Annotated in this window: 18 protein-coding genes; 4 read left to right on the plus strand and 14 right to left on the minus strand. The window is 71.7% G+C overall.

Translation table 11 applies throughout. The features are described 5' to 3' along the window. The 14 genes from ACSDG8_RS04765 to ACSDG8_RS04830 all read right to left on the minus strand — a co-directional run bounded on the left by ACSDG8_RS04765 (position 1) and on the right by ACSDG8_RS04830 (position 16,879). Entirely contained in the window at positions 1 to 834 is an 834-nt protein-coding gene (locus ACSDG8_RS04765; protein ID WP_439427681.1) for an ATP-binding cassette domain-containing protein, read from the minus strand. Next, complete coding sequence (locus tag ACSDG8_RS04770) at positions 834 to 1,901, minus strand: ABC transporter ATP-binding protein (protein ID WP_210942721.1); 1,068 nt, start codon at positions 1,899 to 1,901, stop codon at positions 834 to 836. The genes ACSDG8_RS04765 and ACSDG8_RS04770 overlap by 1 nt, the downstream gene beginning before the upstream one ends. A gap of 26 nt (positions 1,902 to 1,927) precedes the next feature. Continuing rightward, positions 1,928 to 2,893 carry an ABC transporter permease gene (locus tag ACSDG8_RS04775; protein ID WP_210890786.1) on the minus strand — a complete coding sequence of 322 codons (966 nt, stop codon included), beginning with the start codon at positions 2,891 to 2,893 and terminating at the stop codon, positions 1,928 to 1,930. Continuing rightward, positions 2,890 to 3,831 carry an ABC transporter permease gene (locus tag ACSDG8_RS04780; RefSeq protein WP_210890784.1) on the minus strand — a complete coding sequence of 314 codons (942 nt, stop codon included), beginning with the start codon at positions 3,829 to 3,831 and terminating at the stop codon, positions 2,890 to 2,892. Before ACSDG8_RS04780 ends, ACSDG8_RS04775 begins: the two co-directional genes overlap by 4 nt. A gap of 138 nt (positions 3,832 to 3,969) precedes the next feature. Next, positions 3,970 to 5,547, minus strand: coding sequence for an ABC transporter substrate-binding protein (locus ACSDG8_RS04785; RefSeq protein ID WP_210890782.1), 1,578 nt, complete (start codon positions 5,545 to 5,547; stop codon positions 3,970 to 3,972). 128 nt (positions 5,548 to 5,675) lie between these two features. Next, positions 5,676 to 6,857 (minus strand): lipid-transfer protein, encoded by a 1,182-nt coding sequence (locus ACSDG8_RS04790; protein WP_439427682.1) that lies wholly within the window; start codon positions 6,855 to 6,857, stop codon positions 5,676 to 5,678. 1 nt (position 6,858) lies between these two features. Continuing rightward, positions 6,859 to 7,284, minus strand: a complete 426-nt coding sequence (locus ACSDG8_RS04795) for a MaoC/PaaZ C-terminal domain-containing protein (RefSeq protein WP_439427683.1) — start codon at positions 7,282 to 7,284, stop codon at positions 6,859 to 6,861. Further along, a complete protein-coding gene (locus tag ACSDG8_RS04800) occupies positions 7,281 to 8,408 on the minus strand; it encodes an acyl-CoA dehydrogenase family protein (protein ID WP_439427684.1) in 1,128 nt (375 codons plus the stop codon). The genes ACSDG8_RS04795 and ACSDG8_RS04800 overlap by 4 nt, the downstream gene beginning before the upstream one ends. Then, positions 8,408 to 9,433: a bifunctional MaoC family dehydratase N-terminal/OB-fold nucleic acid binding domain-containing protein gene (locus tag ACSDG8_RS04805; protein WP_210890776.1), complete on the minus strand. Its 1,026-nt coding sequence runs from the start codon at positions 9,431 to 9,433 to the stop codon at positions 8,408 to 8,410. Before ACSDG8_RS04805 ends, ACSDG8_RS04800 begins: the two co-directional genes overlap by 1 nt. Further along, the gene (locus ACSDG8_RS04810; protein ID WP_210890773.1) at positions 9,430 to 10,614 is read right to left on the minus strand and encodes an acyl-CoA dehydrogenase family protein; all 1,185 of its coding nucleotides are present in this window, start codon (positions 10,612 to 10,614) and stop codon (positions 9,430 to 9,432) included. The genes ACSDG8_RS04805 and ACSDG8_RS04810 overlap by 4 nt, the downstream gene beginning before the upstream one ends. Before the next feature lie 58 nt (positions 10,615 to 10,672). Then, positions 10,673 to 12,370, minus strand: coding sequence for an AMP-binding protein (locus ACSDG8_RS04815; RefSeq protein ID WP_439427685.1), 1,698 nt, complete (start codon positions 12,368 to 12,370; stop codon positions 10,673 to 10,675). A gap of 89 nt (positions 12,371 to 12,459) precedes the next feature. Then, positions 12,460 to 13,608: a CaiB/BaiF CoA transferase family protein gene (locus ACSDG8_RS04820; RefSeq protein ID WP_307856162.1), complete on the minus strand. Its 1,149-nt coding sequence runs from the start codon at positions 13,606 to 13,608 to the stop codon at positions 12,460 to 12,462. Further along, positions 13,605 to 15,245 (minus strand): AMP-binding protein, encoded by a 1,641-nt coding sequence (locus ACSDG8_RS04825; protein WP_210890769.1) that lies wholly within the window; start codon positions 15,243 to 15,245, stop codon positions 13,605 to 13,607. The genes ACSDG8_RS04820 and ACSDG8_RS04825 overlap by 4 nt, the downstream gene beginning before the upstream one ends. Before the next feature lie 62 nt (positions 15,246 to 15,307). Next, positions 15,308 to 16,879 carry an ABC transporter substrate-binding protein gene (locus tag ACSDG8_RS04830; RefSeq protein WP_210890767.1) on the minus strand — a complete coding sequence of 524 codons (1,572 nt, stop codon included), beginning with the start codon at positions 16,877 to 16,879 and terminating at the stop codon, positions 15,308 to 15,310. Between the two features lie 389 nt (positions 16,880 to 17,268). Between ACSDG8_RS04830 and ACSDG8_RS04835 the strand changes: the two genes are divergently transcribed. From ACSDG8_RS04835 to ACSDG8_RS04850, 4 genes are read left to right on the plus strand one after another with little or no spacing between them, the layout of a single operon-like run. Beyond that, positions 17,269 to 17,916, plus strand: coding sequence for a PaaI family thioesterase (locus tag ACSDG8_RS04835; protein WP_439427686.1), 648 nt, complete (start codon positions 17,269 to 17,271; stop codon positions 17,914 to 17,916). Then, a complete protein-coding gene (locus ACSDG8_RS04840; RefSeq protein WP_210890763.1) occupies positions 17,913 to 18,788 on the plus strand; it encodes an SDR family NAD(P)-dependent oxidoreductase in 876 nt (291 codons plus the stop codon). Before ACSDG8_RS04835 ends, ACSDG8_RS04840 begins: the two co-directional genes overlap by 4 nt. After that, positions 18,785 to 19,921 (plus strand): TIGR03617 family F420-dependent LLM class oxidoreductase, encoded by a 1,137-nt coding sequence (locus ACSDG8_RS04845; protein WP_210890761.1) that lies wholly within the window; start codon positions 18,785 to 18,787, stop codon positions 19,919 to 19,921. Before ACSDG8_RS04840 ends, ACSDG8_RS04845 begins: the two co-directional genes overlap by 4 nt. Further along, positions 19,918 to 20,814: an LLM class F420-dependent oxidoreductase gene (locus ACSDG8_RS04850; protein WP_210890759.1), complete on the plus strand. Its 897-nt coding sequence runs from the start codon at positions 19,918 to 19,920 to the stop codon at positions 20,812 to 20,814. The genes ACSDG8_RS04845 and ACSDG8_RS04850 overlap by 4 nt, the downstream gene beginning before the upstream one ends. The last annotated feature ends 5 nt before the right edge of the window (positions 20,815 to 20,819 follow it).

Genomic DNA, 20,819 nt, shown 5'->3' on the forward strand with positions numbered 1-20,819 from the left:
TCAGCCCACCTTTCCGGGCGCGACGAGCCGGTTGCCCTGCGCATCGCGCGGCAGCGGCACGGGGATCGCCGCGAGCAGCTTCTTCGTGTACTCCTGCCGCGGGTTGGCGAAGATCTGATCCGTCGTGTCCGTCTCCACGACCTCACCGGAGGCCATCACCATGACCCGGTCGGCGATGACCTCGACGAGAGCCAGGTCGTGACAGACGAACAGGTACGCCAGACCCAGCTCCTCCTGCAGGTCCCGGAGCAGGTTGAGCACCTGCGCCCGCACCGACACGTCCAGCGCCGCGACCGGCTCGTCGCAGACGATGAGGCTCGGCTTCATCGTCAGCGCCCGGGCGATCGCGACCCGCTGCAACTGGCCGCCGGACAGCTCGGCCGGATAGCGCTCCAGGTAGCGCGAGCCGATGCCGACCTTGTCGAGCAGCTCGACGGCTTCCTTCTCCCGCGTGCTCCGGCCCTTGTCGGTGTGCACGAGGAGCGGCTCGGCGACCGCGTCCTTGATCGTCATCCGCGGGTCGAGCGAGCTGTACGGGTCCTGGAAGATCATCTGCATCCGCTGGCGCAGCGCGCGCAGCTGCTTCGGCTTCGTGGCCAGCACGTCGACCCCGTCGAAGGTCACCGAGCCGGAATTCGGCTCGATGAGGCGCAGCACCATGCGCCCCACCGTCGACTTGCCCGCGCCGGACTCGCCGACGACCGCGAGGCACTCACCGCGCTCCAGGGTGAAGCTCACCCCCTTGACCGCGTGCACCAGTTTCGTACGCCGGCCGAGCCAGTCCCGGCCGGAACTGAACGACTTCGTGAGGTTCTCGACTTCGAGCAGGCTCATCAGACCGTCACTCCATCCAGAGAGAGCTCCGCGGCCCGCACGCACCGCGCACGGTGCTCGGCGGCGCCGTCGAGCCGGACCAGGTCGGGGTGGGCCACGTCGCACCGCCCCGGCACGGCGAACTCGCACCGGCTGGTGAACCGGCACCCGTGCGGCCAGGCGCCCGGCGCCGGGATGCCACCGGGGATCGCGCGCAGCCGCCGGTCGGTGCTCAGGCCCGGCTTCGGGATCGAGCCGATCAGGCCGGACGTGTATGGGTGCCGCGGGTTGAAGAACAGCTGCTCCGAGGGCGCGTTCTCGGCCACCTCACCGGCGTACATGACCACGACCTCCCGGCACAGCTCGGCCACCACCGCGAGGTCGTGGCTGACGAACAGAAGCGCCACTCCGGTCTGCTCCTGCAGGTCGCGCAGCAGCTCCAGGATCCGTTCCTGCACCGTCACGTCGAGCGCTGTCGTCGGCTCGTCGGCGATGAGCAGGCGCGGGTTGCACGCCATGACCATCGCGATCATCACGCGCTGGCACATGCCGCCGGAGAACGCGTGCGGGTAGTCGTCGACCCGCTGCGCCGCCCGTGGGATCTGCACCATCTCGAGCATCTCGACGGCGCGGGCCCGGGCCTGCTTGCGGCTCATCCCCAGGTGCTTGCGCACCGATTCCGCGATCTGGTCCCCGACGGTGTACGCCGGGTTCAGGCTGCGGATCGGTTGTTGGAAGATCATGCCCATGCCCGGGCCGCGCAGGTCCCGCCACTGCTTCTGGGTTCCCGCGGTGAGATCCACGCCGTCGAAGACGATCCGGCCCGAGGCGATCCGCCCTCCGGTCGCCCCGGTCAGGCCCATCACCGCGATGGAGGTCACCGTCTTGCCCGACCCGGACTCGCCGACCAGGGCCATCGACCCTCCCGGCTTGAGCGAGAACGAGACGTCCTGGACGGTCGTCTGCCACCCGCCCGAGGGCGAGGGGAACTCGACGTTCAGGTTCTCCACGCGCAGCAGGTCCGCCGCCCCGCCGGTGGCGTCGGTCCTGGTGCCGGCGGTACCGCCGGACGCCGTTTCACGTGCCATGTCAGCTCCTGGTGGTTGCCGGGCGGTCAGTTGCCCGAGCGGGTGCGCACGAGGGCGCGACGGACGCCGTCACCGACGTAGGTGAAGGCGAGGACGGCGAGGAAGATCATCACGCCGGGCGGCCAAACGAGGTACGGCGCGAGGCGCATGTTCGACGAAGCAGTCGAGAGCATCGAGCCCCAACTGGCCGCGGGGGCCTGGACGCCGAGCCCGAGGAAGCTCAGGCTCGCCTCGGCCGCGACGGCGGTGCCCAGCGACACCGAGATGACGAGGATGATCGGCGGCAGCACGTTGGGCAGCACGTGCCGCACCGCGGTACGTACGGTGCTGCAGCCCAGGGCGATCGAGGCCTCGATGTAGGTCTCGTGCCGCACGTCCATCGTGCCGGCGCGGGCCACCCGGAAGAAGCGCGGGGCCATGACCAGGCCGATGGCGAGCATCGCGTTGGTGATGCCGGCGCCGAGCACCGCGACGATGGTGATCGCCAGCACGAGCGACGGGGCGCTCATGAGCGCGTCCATGATGCGGGTCAGGATCGCGTCGACCCAGCCGCCGCGGTAGCCCGCGACCATGCCGAGCGGCAGACCGAGCACGAGCGCGACGGCCGCGGCCTGCAGCGCCGCCCAGAGCGAGACCCGCGCCCCGAAGATGAGCCGGCTCAGCACGTCCCGGCCGTAGTCGTCGGTCCCCAGCCAGTGCTCGGCGTTCGGGGGCCGGAGCCGCAGCAACAGGTTCTGCACGTCGGGGTCGTACGGCGCCAGGGCCGGGGCGAAGATCGCGATGAAGGTCAGCACGAGCAGGAAGACGCCGGCCACGATCGTCGCGGGGCGACGCACGATGCTCTTGAGGATGCCGGGGGCGGCGACCGGCTCCGGGTCGCCCGTGCCGATGGCTGCCGTCGGCACCTCGGCGCGGACGGTGTCGGCGAGGCTGCCGGAGTCGTGCGGGTCGTTCCCCGGCGCCGGCGCCGAGGGGGTCTGGTTCGTGCTCATGACCGCACCTTCGGGTTGAAGTAGCCGTAGGAGATGTCGACGATGAGGTTGACGAGCACGACGACGGTCGTGCTGAACAGGACGAAGCCGAGCAGCACCGGGATGTCACGCCCCTGCACCGCCTCGATGGCGGTACGGCCGAGGCCCGGCATGTTGTAGATCATCTCGATGGTCACCGATCCGGCGAGGACCTCCGCGACGCGGAAGCCGAGGACGGTGACGACGGGGATGCACGCGTTCTTCAGGGAGTGCTTGAACACCACGCTGGCGCGCGACAGCCCCTTGGCCTCGGCGTTGAGGACGTAGTCGGTCTTCATGACCTGCCCGAGCGCCGAGCGGAGTTGCAGTGTCACCTCGGCCGCGGGGAGCAGACCGAGGGCGATGCCCGGCAGGACGAGGTGCGAGAGCCACGGCCAGAAGCCGTCGGCCAGCGGTTGGTAGCCGAATGCCGGGAACATCTGCAGCCCCACCGCGAAGACCGAGGCGAGCACCAGGCCGAACCAGAAGCCCGGGATGGCGATCGCGACCGAGGCGAGCCCGTTGACGACCCGGTCGACGATGCCGCCGGAGCGCAGCGTGGCCACGAGGGCGAGGGTGGCACCGAGCACGACGGCGAAGATCATCGCGACGAGCACCAGCGACATCGTGGTGGCCATCCGCCGCGTCAGCAGCTCGATGACGGTCTGATCGGAGAGGAAGGACGTGCCGAGGTCGCCGCGCAGGACGTCGCCGACCCACATGGCGTAGCGCACCAGGACCGGAGCGTTGAGGTTGAGTTCCTCGCGGATCGCCTCGACCCGATCCGGGGTCGGCTCGTCGCCGGCCAGCACGACGGCCGGGTCGCCCGGGGCGAGTTCGATCAGGGCGAAGACGAGCAGCGGGACGACGAACAGCAGGGGTATTGCCGCGAGTAGACGCCTGCTGGCGTAGCGGATCATGTCCTACCTCGACTCTGAGCGTGTGCCTGGGACTGCGCCTCACACGGCCTGGTGCCGGCAAGGCCGGTGGTGTCGCCGCCGGCCCCCGCCGCAGCGGGTGGTCCGGCGGCGACGCCACCGGTGGTCAGGAGCGACCGGTTACTTCTTCACGGCGACGTGGCGCAGGTCCCAGATGCCGATGTTCGACATCGGGATGTTGTCGGTGCCGACGATGTTCGCCTTCGAGACGTTCGCGTTGGTCTGGTTGCACAGCGGCAGGAACCAGGCCTGTTCGAGCGTCGTCTTCCAGATGTCCTGGTACAGCGGGGCGCGCTTGTCCATCGACAGCGTGGGGTTGGCGGCCTCGGCCGCCTTGTCCGCGATGAGCGAGGGGTCCGCGGCGAGCTTGTACGTGTTCAGCAGGTAGGTGTTCACAGTCGCCGCCGGGTCGGCCTTCGGGCTCCACGACGTGCCGACCATCAGCTCGAAGTCGCCGGCGATGAAGCGCGGCTCGTTCTCGGTGTTGGGCACGGGGTTGAGCGTCGCGTCGATGCCGACGGCCCGCAGGGACGCCTGCACGACGTTGGCCGGCTGCTCGGCGTTCGTGCCCGCCGCGAAGGTGACGGACACCTTGGCGCCGCCGGCCTGCTGCACGAGGGCCTTGGCCTTGTCCACGCTGAACTCGTACGGGTAGGTGTAGTTCGGGATGCGGCTCGGGTCCGTCTCGGGCACGACCTGGCGCGTCGGCGTGCAGTAGCCGCTGAAGAGCGCGCTGATCGCCTCCGGGTCGACCGCGTGGGCGATCGCCTGGCGGACCTCGGGCTTGGCGACCGCGCCCTTGTTGGCGCGCATGTAGACGCCGACGACGTTCTTGAACTTCACCTGGTGCTGCTGGAGACCGCTACCCGGGGTGACGATCTTCTCCACCGTCGCGATCTCGCCGGCCGAGCTGAGCGGGGCCAGGTCGACCTGACCGCTCTGCAGGCCGTTGAGGCGGGCGGCGGCGTCGGGCACGCGCTGCAGCTCGATGCCGCCGAGACGGCCGACGTTCGGGTCCCAGTAGTTGTCGGCCCGCTTGAGGACGAGCTTCTCCTGGGGGACGAGCTGGGTGGCGATGTACGGGCCGGAACCGGCAGTCCCGGGATTGTTCTTGATGTCGGCGCCGTCCTTGATCGCCTTCGGGCTGACCATCATGCCGGCCGTGCCGGTGAAGGACGCGGGCAACTGGACGCCCTTGCCCTTGACCAGCTTGAGGCGCGCGGTCGTCGCGTCGACGACCTCGACGGACTCGATGTCGGCGAGGTCGCTCTTGAGGGTCGAGCCCTCGAGGGTCTTGCCGCGCTCGATGTTGACCTTGACGGCCTCGGCGTCGAACGGCGTGCCGTCGTGGAACTTCACGTCGTCCCGGAGCTTGAGTTCCAGGACGCTGCCGTCCTCGACGAAGTTCCACTCCTTGGCCAGGCCCGGGACGATCTTGTCGTCCTTGTCGAGCATGGTCAGCCGGTCCCAGACGAGGAACAGGTAGCCCCAGGCGCCGTAGCTCGTCTGGACGGCCGGGTCGAGGTCACGCAACGGACCCGCCGACGCGAACTTGAGCACGGCCGACGTGTCGATCTCGCCCTGTGCGGCGCTGCTGCTGCTGCCGGAGTTGTCCGGCGAGCTGCAGCCGGCCAGCGCGAGAGCCCCGATGCTGATCAACGCGACCACACGTTTGCGGGCCCTTATGTTGACGCCCATTCTCATCCTTCCTAAACATGAGCCGAATCGCTCCGGCTGATCAGAGGTGGTGTTGTCCCGTTCGACGGCTGCCGGACGGGATCCGTGGGTCGCTGACGGCCTTCGGGTCTGTGGTGGTGGCCGGCGTCTCAGCCCTCCGCGGAGAGGATCAGTGCACTGGTGGGAACCCCGACGCCCGCGGTCACGAGGACGTTGCGGACGCCGTCGGGCTGGTTGGTCGAGGTCCCCCGGACGAGACGGACGCCCTCCGCGACACCGTTCGTGCCGTGCAGGTACGCCTCGCCGATCTGGCCGCCGTGGGTGTTGGTCGGCAGCGAGCCGGTGACCTCCAGGTTGCCGTCGGCGATGAAGTCCTTGGCCTCACCGCGACCGCAGAAGCCGTACTCCTCCAGCTGGTTGAGCACGTACGGCGTGAAGTGGTCGTAGAGGATCGCCGCGTCCATGTCGGCGGGGCCGAGCCCCGACTGGGCCCACAACTGCCGGGCGCAGAGCTCGACCTCGGGGATCCGGGTCAGGTCGTCGCGGTAGTAGCTGACCATCTGGTACTGGTCGGGCCCCAGGCCCTGGGCCGCGCCCCGGATGTAGACCGGGGTGGAGGGCAGGTCCTTGGCACGCTCGGCGCTGACCACGACCATCGCCTGGCCGCCGTCGGTCTCCTGGCAGCAGTCGAACAGGTGCAGCGGCTCGGCGATCCAGCGGGAGGCCTGGTGCTCCTCGAGCGTGAGCGGCTTGCCGTAGAACCACGCCTTGGGGTTGTTCGCGGCGTGCTTGCGGGCGAGCACCGCCACCCGTCCGTAGTCCTCGCTGGTCGCGCCGTACCTGTGCATGTAGCGACGGGCGAACATCGCGGTGTGCTGGGCCGGGGTGAGCAGGCCGTACGGGTTGATCCAGGAGCGGTACTCGTTGTCCGAGGTGGCCTGGGTCTTCGCCGGCGGAGGTCCCTGCCCGAAGCGGACGCCGGAGCGCTCGTTGAAGGCGCGGTACGCCACGACGACGTCGGCGACCCCGCTCGCGACGGCCATGGCGGCCTGCTGGACGGGGGCGCAGGCGCCGCCGCCGCCGTAGGGGATCCGGGAGAAGAACTTCAGCTCGGGGATGCCCAGGCTGCGGGCGATCATGTTCTCCGGGTTGGTCTCCATGGTGAAGCTCGTCATGCCGTCGACGTCGGCGGCGCTCAGGCCCGCGTCGGCCAGGGCCGCCGAGACGGCCTCGACGGCCAGTTGCAGCTCGCTGCGGCCGGAGTCCTTCGAGAACTCCGTCGCGCCGATGCCGACGACCGCGGTGCGACCCGACAGGAAGTTGGACGTCACGTCACTGCTCCGATCCGCGGGGCAGGCGCACGGTCACCTCGGAGATGGCGTGCCCACCCTTGCTGTTCATGCCACGCACCGCGACGCGCACGGTGTCCTCCTCGACGCCGACGACCTCACCGGTCAGCCGCATCACGTCACCCGGGAAGTTCGGCACGCCGAGGCGGGTGCTCAGGCGCACCATGCGCGCGGCGGGGCCGGCCCAGTCGGTGACGTAGCGGCCGACGAGCCCGTTGGTGTGGTTGATGCTCATGTACGTGTCGGGGGTGCCGCGACGCTCGGCCTGGGCCGGGTCGTGGTGCACGTCCTCGTAGTCGCGGGTCGCGAGGGCGCCGGCGACGATGACGGTCCGGGTCAGCGGGATCTCGAGCGCCGGCAGCGTGTCGCCGAGGCTCACCTGCTCGATGGTGATCTGCGTGCCGCTCACAGCTGCTCCCCCTCGCCGACGAGGTCCGCCAGCTGCTGCAGGTGCCAGGCCCCCGAGCCGGCGGTGTTGGCCAGTTGCGTGGTCCAGAGCATGTAGCGGTGGACCGGATAGGTGACGTCGGCGCCCATGCCGCCGTGCACGTGCTGCACGGTGCGCGCGACGCGGTCGCCCGCCTCGGCGGCCCAGTACTTCGCGACGTGCGCCGCCGCGCGGGACGGCCGCCCGGTCGTCTCGCGCCAGAGCGCGTTGAGGTACGTGACCTCCATCGCCTCGGTGTCGATGTGGCAGTCGGCGAGCTGGTGGGCGACGGCCTGGAAGGTCGCGATCGGCACACCGAACTGCTCACGGCCCGACGTGTAGTCGGCGGCCTGGCGTACGGCGGCCTGGCTGATGCCGCTCTGCAGCGCCGCCACGGCGATCCAGATCTGGCGCAGCAGCCAGTCGAGCCGGTCCTCCTCGGGGCCCTCGGCGAGCAGCACCGCGGCGGCGCCGTCGAAGCGCACGTCGGCGGCGAGTCCACGGTCGGTGCGCTCGAAGGTGTCCCGGCGTACCCCGGCGCCGGCGGTCGGCACGAGGTAGAGCCCGACCGCGCCCGCCTCGTCGGTGGCCGGGACGACGATCGCGTCGGCGAGGTGCGCCGAACGGACGCCGACCGCGGTGCCGCTCAGGGTGACTCCGTCACCGCCGGGCTCGGCGCCGGACCGCGCGCGAACGCGGGCGCCGTACGGCCGGACGTCGGTCAGGTCGTCGACGGCCACGGTGAGGACCGTGTCCCCGGCGGCGACGCGGGGCAGCCACTCGGCCTGCTGCTTGGCGTTGCCGTAGCGCAGCAGCGGCAGGACGCCGCCGACGAGGGTCTCCCACAGCGGGACGGTGCCCAGCGTGCGGCCCTGTTCGACGAAGACACCGGCGATCTCCCACAGGCCCAGCCCGGCGCCGCCGTGCTCCTCGGGCACGGGCAGTCCGAGGATGCCGGACTCGGCCAGGTCGCGGTACAGGGCGCGGTCGAAGCGGTCCGGCCCGGCCTCGATGTCGAAGAGCCGCTGCGGGTCGCCGTTGCGCGCGAAGACGTCGCGCGCCAGGCCGTTGACCGTGACCTGCTCCTCGGCGAGCTGGAAGTCCATCAGTTCCCTTCCTCTTCTGTGGGCTCCGATGCGGAGGTCGCGGCCCGGAAACGCGGCAGCGTGAGGTTCTCGTCGTAGTCGAGCCAGTCGACCTGCACGGGCATGCCGATCTCGACCTCGCCGGCGTCCCCGACGAAGTCGGCGACGAGGCGGGTGCCCTCTTCGAGGTCGACGAGCACGACGGTGAGCGGGTAGTCGTACCCGGGAGCCTTCGGGTGGTGGCTGACGACGTAGCTGTGCACAGTGCCCCGGCCGCTCGCCTCGACCTCGTGCCACGCGTACGAGTGGCAGGAGGGGCAGATCGGGCCGGGCGGGTGGCGCAGCGTGCCGCAGTCGGTGCAGGCCTGGATGACGAGGCGGCGCTGCGCGGCGGCCGCGAACCAGAACGCGTTGTCGCGCAGGATGAACGGCTTGTGCCGCAGCGCCGGGTCGGCCGCGGCCGGCGCGGCGGGCTTGGCGCCGGACGGGTCGAAGCGCAGGATGCGGAAGCGCTGGCGAGCCACGACCTCGTCGTTCTGGTCGGTGTAGGTGCGCAGCGTCGTGATGAAGTGGCCGGTGCCCAGCCCCGTGGTCTTGCGCGGGGAGACGTCCTCGATGACCGTGGTCATCTTGATCTCGTCGCCCAGGCGCAGCTCGCGCACGTACTCGTGCTCGTCGTTTGTCGCGACGACCCCGACGAAGCCGGCGTCGGCCAGGAGCGCGAGCAGCCGGGCCATCGGGGTGTCCGGCGCGGCGCCCGCGGCGGCGGCCACGTGGGCCTTGTAGCCGACCATGAGCCAGGTGGACAGCATCGGCGGCGGGGCGACGACGCCCTCGCGGCCGGTGTCCCGGGCGGCCTGGTCGTCGACGTAGACGGGGTTCTCGTCGCCCATCGCCTCGACGAAGTGACGGATCATCGCCTGGTTGACGGCGTCCTGGGCGTAGCGGGTGGGCGTGGCCTCGAGGCCGACGAACTCGCGCAGGCGGGCGAGGAAGGCGTCCTGGCCGGTGGCGTCGGGGGCGGGGGCGTGCGTCGTGGTGCTCATGCGGAACGTCCCTTCCTCGGCATGCCGAGACCTGCGACCGCGATCATGTCGCGCAGCACCTCGTTGGTGCCGCCGCCGAAGGTGTTGATGTAGGAGCCGCGGGTGTACGCCTCCAGCTGCCCGCCGAGGACGGCGTCCGGCGCGCCGGGTCGCCGGGTCGCGCGGGGCCCGACGACGGAGACGAGGTTGCGGCAGACCCGGTCGTGGGTCTCGGTGCCGTAGACCTTGGCGACCGACGCGGCGGCCGGCGCCGGGTTCTGGCCCTCCCCCACCACGGCGATCTTCCAGTTGAGCAGGCGCATCGCGGTCAGCTCGGCGTAGTCGCGGGCCAGCTCCGTGCGCACCCACGGCTTGTCGAGGACGCGGTTGCCGTCGGCGTCGGGCTCGGCGGCCCACGCAGCGACGTCGGTCCACAGCTGCTCGGTGCGCCCGCCCATCGCGGCCAGGCCCACCCGCTCGTGACCGAGCTGGCCGGTGATCAGGCGCCAGCCGCCGTTGACCTCGCCGACGAGGGCCTCGGGGCCGACGCGTACGTCCTCGTAGTAGGAGGCATTGGTGTGGGTGATGCCGCTGGTGGCGATCGGCGTGCAGCTGAAACCGGGGTCCGACGTCGGCACGATGAGGATGGTGATGCCCTTGTGCTTCGGGGCGGCGGGGTCGGTGCGCACGGCCATCCAGACGAAGTCGGCCTGGCTGACGCCGCTGGTGAACACCTTCTGGCCGTTGACGACCCAGCCGCCGTCGGGCGTGGCCTCGGCCCGGGCGCTCAGCGAGGCGAGGTCGGTGCCGGACCCCGGCTCGCTGTAGCCGATGGCGAAGATGACGTCGCCCGTCAGCATGCCCGGCAGGTACCTGCGCTTCTGCTCCTCGGTGCCGTAGCGCATCAGCATCGGGCCGATGTTGTTGATGGTGACGAAGGGGAACGGCGCCTGGGCGCGGTTGATCTCGTCGAAGAGGATGTACTGGTCGATCGCCGGGCGGCCCTGGCCGCCGTACTCCGTGGGCCAGCCGAGCCCGAGCAGGCCGTCCTTGCCGATCTGACGGATGATCTCGCGGTACGCCGGGCGGTCCTCGTTGGTACCGCCGAGCGCCTCGCGGACCTCAGGCGTGAGCAGGCGCGCGAAGTAGGCTCGCAGCTCCCTGCTCAGCTCTCGCTGCTCGGGGGTGTACTCCAGGTACATGGATGTTCCTCATTCTCGGGGCGTGGGCGCCAGTCGGTGTGCCGGGCGGGCCGGCAGGTCAGGTGGCCGGCAGGAGCGCGGCACGTCCGTTGTCGGCGAACTGCTTCTCGAGGTCCCGGACGTCCGCCTCGGTCAGCGGGCGGTACGCGGTGGACGCGCCGTCGCGGACGTAGACGGGGTCGGTGGTGACCCAGGCGGTACGGCGCAGGACCTGCTTGGCGACCTTGCCGTTACCAGTGCTGGGGATCTGGTCGACGATCCGCACGAAGCGGGGCCGCCACTTGGTGCCGAGGTCGGCCTGCGCGTCGAGGAAGGCGGTGAACGCCTCGGGGTCGAAGGTGGCGCCGCTGCGCAGCTGGATCACGCACATGACCTGGTCGCCGGTACGCGGGTCGGGCACGGCGAAGACGGGGGCGACAGCCACCCGGTCCCAGCGCTCGATGATCCGCTCGGCGGGCCCGGCCGCGAAGTTCTCGCTGTCGACGCGGATCCAGTCCGAGGAGCGGCCGGCGAAGTAGAAGTAGCCGTCGGCGTCGCGGTAGGCCAGGTCCCCGGACCAGAAGTCGTCGCCGCGGACCCGCTCGGCGGCGGCCTCGGGGTTCTTGTAGTAGCCCTCGAACTTCGCCGCCATGCCGACGCCGACGATCTGGCCGATGGCCTCGTCGGCGTTGAGGAGCCGCCCGGTCGCGTCGAGCCGGGCCGGCGGGCACTCCAGCCCGGTCTCCTCGTTCATCACCTTGATCTCGGCGCCGGCGACTGCCACGCCGAGCGCCTCGGCCGGCGTCTCGGGGGTGCGGTTGATCCGCATGACGCCCTCGCTGGAGCCGTAGCCTTCGGAGATGTCGACACCGAAGCGCTCGGCGAAGCGGGCGATGTCGGCGGCCGAGGCCTCGGTGCCGACGGCGCGCCGCAGCGTGCTCGTCGCGTCGCGCGGGTCGACCGGCTGGGCCAGGATGTAGGCCAGGGCCCGGCCGACGTAGTTGAAGTAGGTGACGCCGTGCTCGTGCACGTCGCGGACGAAGCCGGACGCGGAGAACTTGCGGACCATGGAGATCGTCGCGCCGCAGACCATGGCGGGGCCGAAATTGAGCATGACGGCGTTGCCGTGGAACAGCGGCATCGACAGGTGGGTGACCGAGTCGCGGGTCAGCTCGGTGCGGGCCAGCAGCGCCTCGGAGACCGCGGCGAGACGCCCGTGGGAGCAGATGACCGCCTTGGGCGCCCCGGTCGAGCCCGAGGAGAACAGGAGCAGCAGGTTGGCGCGAGGGTCGGTCCCGCCGGTGGGCACCGGCGCGCCGGCGTGCCGGGCCAGCCAGGCGGCGTACTCCGGGGAGTCGATGTTGTGCACCTGCCCGGCGGGGATGCCCAGGTCGAGCCCGTCGACGAGGCCGGCGAGGCGGTCCTCGGTGAGCAGCAGGTCGGTGTCGGTGTGCCGCACGTCGTGGGCCAGCTCGGCGCCACGTCGGGTCGGGTTGATCCCGACCACTGTGGCGCCGGCCAGCGCGGCGGCGCAGATCCAGTACACGTAGTCGGGGGTGTTCTCCAGGAGCACCCCGATGTGCAGTGGCCGGCCTTCGGGCCGGGGCACGTCGTTCAGGGCGGCGGCCCGGTCGGCGGCTTCCTGCACGATCTGGCCCCAGCTGATGGTGCGGCCTTCGAAGAGCAGGCCGGGATGGTCGTCACCGGTGCGTGCGCGCACGATGTCGGCGAAGACAGCGGGTCCCGAGTTCCGGGCCACCGGGGCCTGAGTCGTCATTGACGTTTGCTCCGTCTCGTCCGTCGTCGAATGCGAGGCAGCAATCAAGCAAGCGCTTGGTCGAAGCGTAGAGTGAGGCTTGCCGCAGGTCAAGACCTTGACAACGCTTCCCATGGGCTGCTCGCGGCGAGCGCAGAGCGCACCCGGCCGGTGTCCTCACCACGGCGCCGCGGGGCCCGTGGGACGCCCGCCGGCGTACGCGAGAACCGGGGCGTCGGGGCCGGCTGAGCGACCCCCTCGACCTCGACGACGCCGCCCCGGGCACGCACCTGCGGGTGCTCGGCCGACTCGGCGATGTCCAGCACCGGATGCACGCACGCGTCGACGCCCTCGAAGACGCCGGTCCACTCCTGCCGGGTGCGTCCGGCGAAGACCGACGCGATCCGCTCGGCCCAGCCGGCCCACCCCGACTCGTCGAACTGCCCCGGCCCGTCCTCCGGATCGAGGCCGAGGGTACGCAGGAACGTGCGGTAGAACTTCGCCTCGATGGCCGCCACGGACATGAACTTGTCGTCGGCGGTGCGGTACACCCGGTAGAAGTGCGCCCCACCGTCGAGGTAGTTCGTGCCACGGGTGAGGTTCCAGGCCCCCCGCGCGTGCATCGAGTGGATGACGACGGTGAGCAGCGCGCTGCCCTCGAGCATCGAGGCGTCCACGACCTGCCCACGCCCGGAGGAGACACGCTCCTGCAGGGCGGCCAGCACGCCGAAGGCCAGCACCATGCCGCCGCCGGCGAAGTCGGCCAGATACATCGGCGGCACGACAGGGCCGGTGTCGGGCAGGCCGATCGTGTCGAGCACCCCGGAGACGGCGATGTAGTTGAGGTCGTGCCCGGCGGCCGCGGCGAGCGGGCCGTCCTGGCCCCAGCCGGTCATCCGCGCCACGACCAGGCGCGGGTACCGCTCGGTGAGTTCGGCCGGGTCCAGGCCGAGACGTTCGAGCACCCCGGGCCGGAACGGGTCGAGCAGCACGTCCGCGTCGGCGAGCAGCCGGTGCACGAGCGCCCGGTCGGCCTCGGACTTCAGGTCGAGCGTGACTGTCGTACGGCCCCGGTCGATCGCGTTCACCTGCGCGCGTTCCCGCCGGTCGGGCTCGCCGGGCGGGTCGACCCGTACCACCTGGGCACCCAGGTCGGCGAGCATCATCGTCGCGAACGGCACCGGCCCCTGCCCACCGAGTTCAAGGAGGCGCAGGCCGGCCAGCGGCCCTTCAGACCGCCGGCCGGGCACCGCGCTCACGCCTGTTCCCTGGTGCCGGCCGGGACCGGGAGGCCGGTCACGGCACGGGGGTCCGTGCTCCACGTCTGCGGAGTCACGCCCTCCTCGCGCAGGACCCGCTTGAGGACCCGCCCGACGGCGTTCTTGGGCAGTTCGGCGCGGACCTCGATGTGGGAGGGGACGGCGTAGCGCGGGATGCGCGGGTGCAGCCACTCGAAGAGCTCGGCGGGGTCGATCTCCGCGCCGGGCGCGGGCACCACAGTCACCTTGAGGTCGTCCTCGGCCAGCGGGGAGGGGACCGCGTGGACGGCGACCTCGCCGACGGCCGGGTGGGTCGCGACGACGCCCTCGATCTCGAAGCTGGAGATGTTCTCGCCGCCGCGGCGCAGGTAGTCCTTGCCACGGTCGACGAAGTAGAGGTAGCCGTCCTCGTCGAGGCGGCCGTAGTCACCGCAGTGGAACCACAGACCGCGGAAGACCTCCAGCGTCTTCTCCGGCTCACGCCAGTAACCGTTGAACATGATCGCCGGACGGTTGGGACGGGCGACGATCTCGCCGACCTCGCCGACGGGCAGCGGGTTGTCGTGCTCGTCGACGATGCGTACCTCGAAGGAGTCGTTGATCTTGCCCGCGCTCCCGGCGCGGTAGCCACCGGGTGGGGTGAGGGTGATCAGGCAGGCCTCGGTCAGACCGTAGGCGCCCGAGCCGACCCGTTCGACGCCGAAGCGCTCCGTCCAGCGGGCGGCGAGCTCGGGCGTGACCGGCGAGCCGGACACCACGCGCAGCCGGCCGAAGGCCTCGCGGGTGGCCTCGGAGTCGGGGGCGCCGGCGATCATCGGCAGCATCGAGCCCATGAGCGCGGCCATCGTCGCGCGGCTGCGCAGGATCTCGTCCCAGAAGCCCCGGACCGAGAAGCGCGACGCGAGGTCGATGGCCGAGCCGAGCTGGAGCGAACCCATGACGTGCCCGACGGCGGCCATGTGGAACAGCGGCATCGCCGTCCACAGGACGTCGTCGGAGCGGCGTTCCAGGTTCTCGTGCATCTGGCGGGCCATGTTCGCCACGTAGCCGTGGCTGACCATGCACGCCTTGGACGGCCCGGTCGTGCCGGCCGTGTAGATGAGGTGGCTGGTGGCGTACGCGTCGAGGTCCGGGGTGGTCGTCACCGCCGAGCCCTCAGCGACGGCGGCGTCGAAGTCGACGACCTCGGTGGCCCAGGCGGGCGCCGGGCCCGAGGAGGTCCGGCCGACCTCGGGAGCGCCGACGAGGACCGGCACCTGCAGCCCCGTGCCGGCGAGGGCGTCGTCCAGGACGGGCACGAACTCGTCCTCGACGATCATCGCGACCGGATCGGCGTCGAGCACCTGGTGGGCCAGTACGGGGCCGCGGTTGCTCGTGTTGAGCGGGACGACGAAACCGCCGCGGAGCGTCGTCGCCCACCAGGAGAGCAGAGCCAGGCGGCCGTTGCGGGCGAGGACGACGACCCGGTCGCCGGGAGCGACGCGGTCGGCGAGGAACCCGGCGAGGCGACGCGACCCGGCATCGAGCTCGGCCACTGTGAACGAGGCGCCGGCGAGGGTGAGGGTGAGGTCCGGCTGCTCGTCGAGCAGGCGGGACAGGGCGGGCAGGAGCGGGGTGGCTGCGGTGGGACGGTTCACTGGCTCTGGCTACCTTTCTTCGGGTCGGCCGCCCGCGGTGGCGGGCGGCCGGGACCTGACACTCAGCCCTTCGTCATCGCGACGGTCCGCAGGTCGAACAGGCCGAGGTTGGTCCACGGCAGCTGCTCGGCCCCGACGACCTTCGGGGAGGCGATGGTGGCGCTGGTGAGGTTGCAGAGCGGGATGAACCACGCCTCGCTGAACAGCCGCTCCCACAGCTGGTGGTACTGCTTGGCGCGCTCCTCGACGCTGGAGCGGGGGTCGGCGGCCTTGGCCGCGATCGGGCCGATGGCCTCGGGGTCGGTGGCGAGCTTGTAGTTGCCGGTGAGGTAGTTGTCGACAGTGCCCGCCGGGTCCAGACGCGGGTTGAAGGTGTTTGAAACCTCGAGCTCGAAGTCGCCGGCGATGAAGCGGGCCTCGGTCTCCGAGTTCGGCGTCGGGTTGAGCTTCGCGTCGATGCCGGCCTGGGACATGGCGGCCTGGATGGCGGTGGCGGGCTGCTCGGTGTTGGTGCCGGCGGAGAAGCTGATCGACACCTTGGCCCCGCCGGCCTCGGCGATCAGCGCCTTGGCCTTGGCCATGTCGAACTCGTACGGGTAGGTCGCCGCCGGGTCCTCCCACGGGCTGTTCGGGTAGATGCTGCGGGTCGGCGTGCAGGTGTCGGCGAAGAGCGCGCGGATGGCGGCCGGGTCGATCGAGCGGGCGATGGCCTCACGGACCCGCTTGTCCTTCAGGTCGCCCATGTTGGCGCGCAGCAGGATGCCGAGGACGTTGCGGAACGGGCGGGTGGTCACCTTGAGCTGGCCGTCCTCGCCGAGCTGGCGGGCCTGGGTGATCTCGTTGGCCGAGGAGACGAAGCTGAGGTCGGTCTGACCGCTGATGACGCCGTTGAGCCGGGTGGCGCCCTCGGGGACCCGGGTGATCTCCATCCCGGCGAGGCGTCCGGCGTTGGGGTCCCAGTAGGTGCCCTCGGCGCGCTTGAGGACGTACTTCTCGTTGGGGATGAACTCGGTGGCGACGTACGGGCCCGAGCCGGCCTTGCCCGGGGCGCGCTTGAGGTCGACGCCGTCGGCGATCGCCTTGGGCGAGACCATCATCCCGGCGGCGGTGGCCAGGGCCGAGGGGAGCACGGCGCCGGTGCCCGGCTTGAGGTTGAGGCGCACGGTGTGCGCGTCGACGACTGTGACGCCGGTGATGCTGGCGAGGTCCTGCTTGATGGTGCTCGTGGGCAGCGTCTGGCCGCGCTCGATGTTGACCTTGACGGCGTTGGCGTCGAAGGGCGTCCCGTCGTGGAACTTGACGTCGTCGCGCAGGGCGAGTTCGAGGTGGGAGCCGTCCTCGGCGTAGGTCCACTTCTTGGCCAGGCCGGGGACGACCTGGTCGGTGGAGTCGACCATGGTGAGCCGGTCGTAGATCAGCGTGAGGTAGGGGTAGCCGCCGGGGGCCGGCTGCGCCGGGTCGAGGTTCTGGAACGGCGACGAGGCCGTCACCCGCAGGACGGCGTTGGGGTCGATCTCACCCGTGGTGGCACCGGGGTCGCTTGTCGGGGTGGCAGAGCAGGCTCCGACGGCGAGGGTGACGGCGAGCAGGCTCACGGCGACGGCGAAGCGTCGGCGGCGCGGGAGGCGAGACACAATGGTCCTTTCCTGACCTTCGGCCCGAGAGCGGGAGCGGCTCCGCGGCTCACCCGGCGGGTTCCCGGGGCGGCCGGGCCGTTCGGCGGCGGCCGTGCGGGCGCGACGGTCATGGAGGTGGTGGATGGCGGCGCTGGTGTGGAGCGCCTGTCCGGAACTGATCGGCATCCGCGCCCGAGGCTGGCGGTGTTGCGGCCGATCGCGATCCAAACAAGCGCTCGATTGGGAACCGTAGGGGCAGCGTGCGGGCACGTCAATAGGGCGAACGGCAGCATGATCGACAAGGAACGGCGCGCGGCGGGCAACCGTTGCCAGCGTGCGATCGGGTCGCTAAGGTGCGCATCAAGCAAGCGCTTGATTGCCTTGAGTCGGCCGAAGGAGTCCGCACGGTGGAAGCCCCCCTCGCCACGGCACAGCCCCGCGACACCGGCATCGACGCGGTCGCCTCGGCCACCCGCCGGCTCATCGACGCGATCACCCGCGCCGGCGATGCCGTCGATCCTCACGCCGACCGGATCGTGGCCGACCTCGACGCGCTCACCGCCCGGATCGACGCCCACGCCCCGGACCTCCCCGAGCGGATCGCGACGATGTGGCACCGGCCCGGCCCGGGCCGCTTCGACCCCGCCGGCGGCACCGAGAACCCGCTGTCGCCGCCGGTGGCCCTCTGGGTCCAGCCGGACGGCTCACTGCGCGGAGAGGTCACCCTGAGGCTCGCCTTCCAGGGGCCACCCGGGCACGTGCACGGCGGCACCTCGGCCATGCTCATGGACCACGCCCTCGGCATCGCCAACGCCCGGGCCGGCTACGCCGCGGTGACCGTCGGGCTCGAACTCTCCTTCCGCGCGGCCATCCCGATCGGCTCGACGATCACGATCCTGGCCCGGCACGACGGACGCGACGGACGCAAGGTGCGCAGCTCCGGCGAGCTGCGCGTCGGGGACCTGACATGCGTCACGGCCACCGGCACCTTCGTCCTCATGGACGACCCGTCGACGCGGGAGAAGTTCCGCCGACCGTCGAGGGAGCAGGCATGAGCACGGATCCCCACCCGACCACCGCCCGACCCGGCCCGCTCGCCGGCCGCGGCGCGCTCGTCATCGGCGGGGGCGGCGGCTTCGGCCGCGCCATCGCCGCCGCGCTGGCCGCCGACGGCGCCGCCGTGACGATCATGGGACGGACCGAGGCGACGCTGCGGGCGGCGGCCGAGACGATCGCCGCAGCCACCCCCGGAGCACCACCGGTACGGATCAGCGCCGGCGACTCCACCCAGGAGCAGGACGTCGCCCTCGCGGTACGCGTCGCCGACGAGACCCCGCTGGCGGCCGTCGTCACCACTGTCGGCGGCGGCACCTTCCGTCCCGTGCTCGCCCTCGACGCCGAGACCCTCGAACACGACTTCCGGCGCAACGTCACCACGGCGCTGCACGCCATCCGGCACGGCGGGCAGGCCCTCGCCGCCCGCGGCGGGGGCGCGATCGTGTGCACCTCGTCGAGCGCGGGCGGACACTCCTTCCCGTTCATGCCGTCGTACTCGGTGAGCAAGGCAGCGCTGGAGGCGCTCGTCCGGGTCGCCGCCGACGAGCTCGGCCACCTCGCGGTACGGGTCAACGTCGTACGCCCCGGCATCGTCGCCACCGACGGGGACAACCCGGGCCTGCTGCTGGCCGACCCCGAACTGGCCGCCGCGACAGTCGCCGAGAAGCCCCTGTCGCGCATCGGGCGCGCCGAGGACGTCGCCGCAGCGGTCCGCTTCCTGTGCGGTCCCGGCTCCTCATGGATCACCGGCGCCTGCCTGCCCGTCGAGGGCGGAGCCCACCTGCGGCGCGCGCCCCGGCTGGAGAAGCTCGCCCGGATCGTCAACGGCGACGAGGTCGTCGACGCCACCCTGGCGGGCCGCATCCCGTGACGACACCCCAGACACCCGCCACCCCGATGGAACTGACCACGACGCTGCCGCCGACGACGGCGCTGCGCGAGGTGCCCGAGGTCGTGGCGCGCATCGAACGGCTCGGCTTCGACACCGTGCACATCCCCGAGACGACGCACGACTCCCTGGCGGTCGCGCTGCTCGCGGCCGAGCACACCAGCCGGATCACCGTACGCACCAGCATGACGCTCGCCTTCCCCCGCAGCCCGATGATCACCGCGTACGCCGCGTGGGACCTCGCACGGTTCTCCGAGGGCCGCTTCCAGCTCGGTCTGGCCACCCAGGTACGCGGCAACATCGTCGGCCGCTTCTCAGTGCCGTGGGATCGGCCGGCCGAGAACCTGCGCGACTACCTCGCCTCGATCCGGGCGATCTTCGCCGCGTTCAGCACCGGCGAGCCCCTGGAGCACGAGGGCAGTCACTACCGCTTCACCCGGCTCCAGCCGTACTTCAATCCCGGTCCGCTGCCGACCGCGGCCCCGGCGCTCTACACTGGCGGGGTCAACCGGCGGGTCTGCGAGGTGGCCGGCGAACTCGCCGACGGCTTCGTCACCCACGCGACGAACTCGCACCCGAGTCACCTGCGCACCGTCGTACTCCCGGCGCTGCGCGCCGGGGCCGAGCGGGCCGGACGCGCCGCGCTCCCCCGGGTCGTCGTCGTGTCCAAGTCGATCACCGGTGCGACGCCGGCCGCGCTCGCCGCGAGCCGCGACTCCGCCCGCCAGGAGCTGGCGTTCCTCTTCTCCACTCCCGCCTACCGCACCACCCTGGACCGGCTCGGCCTGGGCCGGGTCGGCGAACAGCTCGCCGCGATGGCCGCCTCCGGGCGCTGGACCGGACTCGCCGGCACCCTCGACGACGAGACGCTGGCCACGCTCATCCCGCACGGCACCTACGCCGAGCTGCCGAACGTGCTCGGGCAGGCCTACGGCGGGATCGCCGACGGGCTCGGGCTCGGGCTGCCGCTCGACCCGGACGACGACGAGGACTTCGGCGCGTTGCTCGAACGCCTCCGGCTCATCCCGACCAGTGCCGCGGCCGGCGCCCCGCCCGCGACCGGCGGCCCCACCAGCGCGACGCGCGGCGTCGCCGGATCGGAGACCCTGTCATGACCGCACGCATCGGACTGCTCACCCCGGTCGTCGTCCAGCATCCGCGCACCGCGGCCGCCTGGGAACGGGACGTCCTGTCCGGCCCCGACGTCGGCGGCGCGCTGCTGGCCGTCGCCCGCGCCGCCGACGACCTGGGCTACCACCACCTGACATGCAGCGAGCACGTCGCCGTGCCCGCCCCGATCGCCGCCGAGCGGGGCGCGACGTACTTCGACCCCGTGGCCACGCTGTCGTTCCTCGCCTCGGCGACGCGCCGCGTCCGGCTCGCGACGAACGTGGTCGTCATCGGCTACCACCATCCGCTCGCCCTCGCCAAGACCTACGGCACCCTCGACCTGCTCAGCGGCGGGCGCGTCGTCCTCGGGATCGGAGTCGGCAGCCTCGAAGAGGAGTTCGACCTGCTCGGCGCCGAGTTCGCCGCGCGCGGCGCGATCGCGGACGAGGCGATCACGGCCCTGCGCGCGGCGTGGGGCAGGGCCGTGCCGCACCACGAGGGGCCCCACTTCACGTTCACCGACTTCGTCGTCGAACCGCACGCGCCGCGCACCACGGTCCCGATCTGGATCGGCGGACGCACCCGCCGCTCGCTGCGCCGCGCCGTGGAGTACGGCACCGGGTGGGCGCCGTTCGGCCTCGGGCCGCGGGAGCTGAGCCGCATCTGGAACTCCGTGGAACGCCCGGACGGCTTCGACCTCGTGCTGCAGATTCCGCCGCTGGACCCGCTCGGGGACCCGGACGGCTCCCGCGAGCACCTGCGCACGGCCGACGCCGTCGGGGCGACCGCTGTCAACGCGAGCCTCGTGGCCACCTCGGCGGCTCACCACCTCGAGCAGATGGCCGCGCTGCGCGAACTCGCCCCGGAACGCTTCGAGACGAACCCGTCCACTACCTGACCGGC

It is taken from the genome of Micromonospora sp. LA-10 (assembly GCF_051853095.1).
GTDB classification, from domain to species: Bacteria; Actinomycetota; Actinomycetes; order Mycobacteriales; family Micromonosporaceae; genus Micromonospora; species Micromonospora echinospora_A.

Coding starts and splice junctions, on each gene's coding strand:
- ACSDG8_RS04850 (WP_210890759.1), top strand. CDS start 19,918: ATGACCGCACGCATCGGACTGCTCACCCCGGTCGTCGTCCAGCATCCG.
- ACSDG8_RS04765 (WP_439427681.1), bottom strand. CDS start 834: ATGAGCCTGCTCGAAGTCGAGAACCTCACGAAGTCGTTCAGTTCCGGC.
- ACSDG8_RS04800 (WP_439427684.1), bottom strand. CDS start 8,408: ATGGACTTCCAGCTCGCCGAGGAGCAGGTCACGGTCAACGGCCTGGCG.
- ACSDG8_RS04805 (WP_210890776.1), bottom strand. CDS start 9,433: ATGAGCACCACGACGCACGCCCCCGCCCCCGACGCCACCGGCCAGGAC.
- ACSDG8_RS04770 (WP_210942721.1), bottom strand. CDS start 1,901: ATGGCACGTGAAACGGCGTCCGGCGGTACCGCCGGCACCAGGACCGAC.
- ACSDG8_RS04785 (WP_210890782.1), bottom strand. CDS start 5,547: ATGGGCGTCAACATAAGGGCCCGCAAACGTGTGGTCGCGTTGATCAGC.
- ACSDG8_RS04815 (WP_439427685.1), bottom strand. CDS start 12,370: ATGACGACTCAGGCCCCGGTGGCCCGGAACTCGGGACCCGCTGTCTTC.
- ACSDG8_RS04780 (WP_210890784.1), bottom strand. CDS start 3,831: ATGATCCGCTACGCCAGCAGGCGTCTACTCGCGGCAATACCCCTGCTG.
- ACSDG8_RS04810 (WP_210890773.1), bottom strand. CDS start 10,614: ATGTACCTGGAGTACACCCCCGAGCAGCGAGAGCTGAGCAGGGAGCTG.
- ACSDG8_RS04840 (WP_210890763.1), top strand. CDS start 17,913: ATGAGCACGGATCCCCACCCGACCACCGCCCGACCCGGCCCGCTCGCC.
- ACSDG8_RS04775 (WP_210890786.1), bottom strand. CDS start 2,893: ATGAGCACGAACCAGACCCCCTCGGCGCCGGCGCCGGGGAACGACCCG.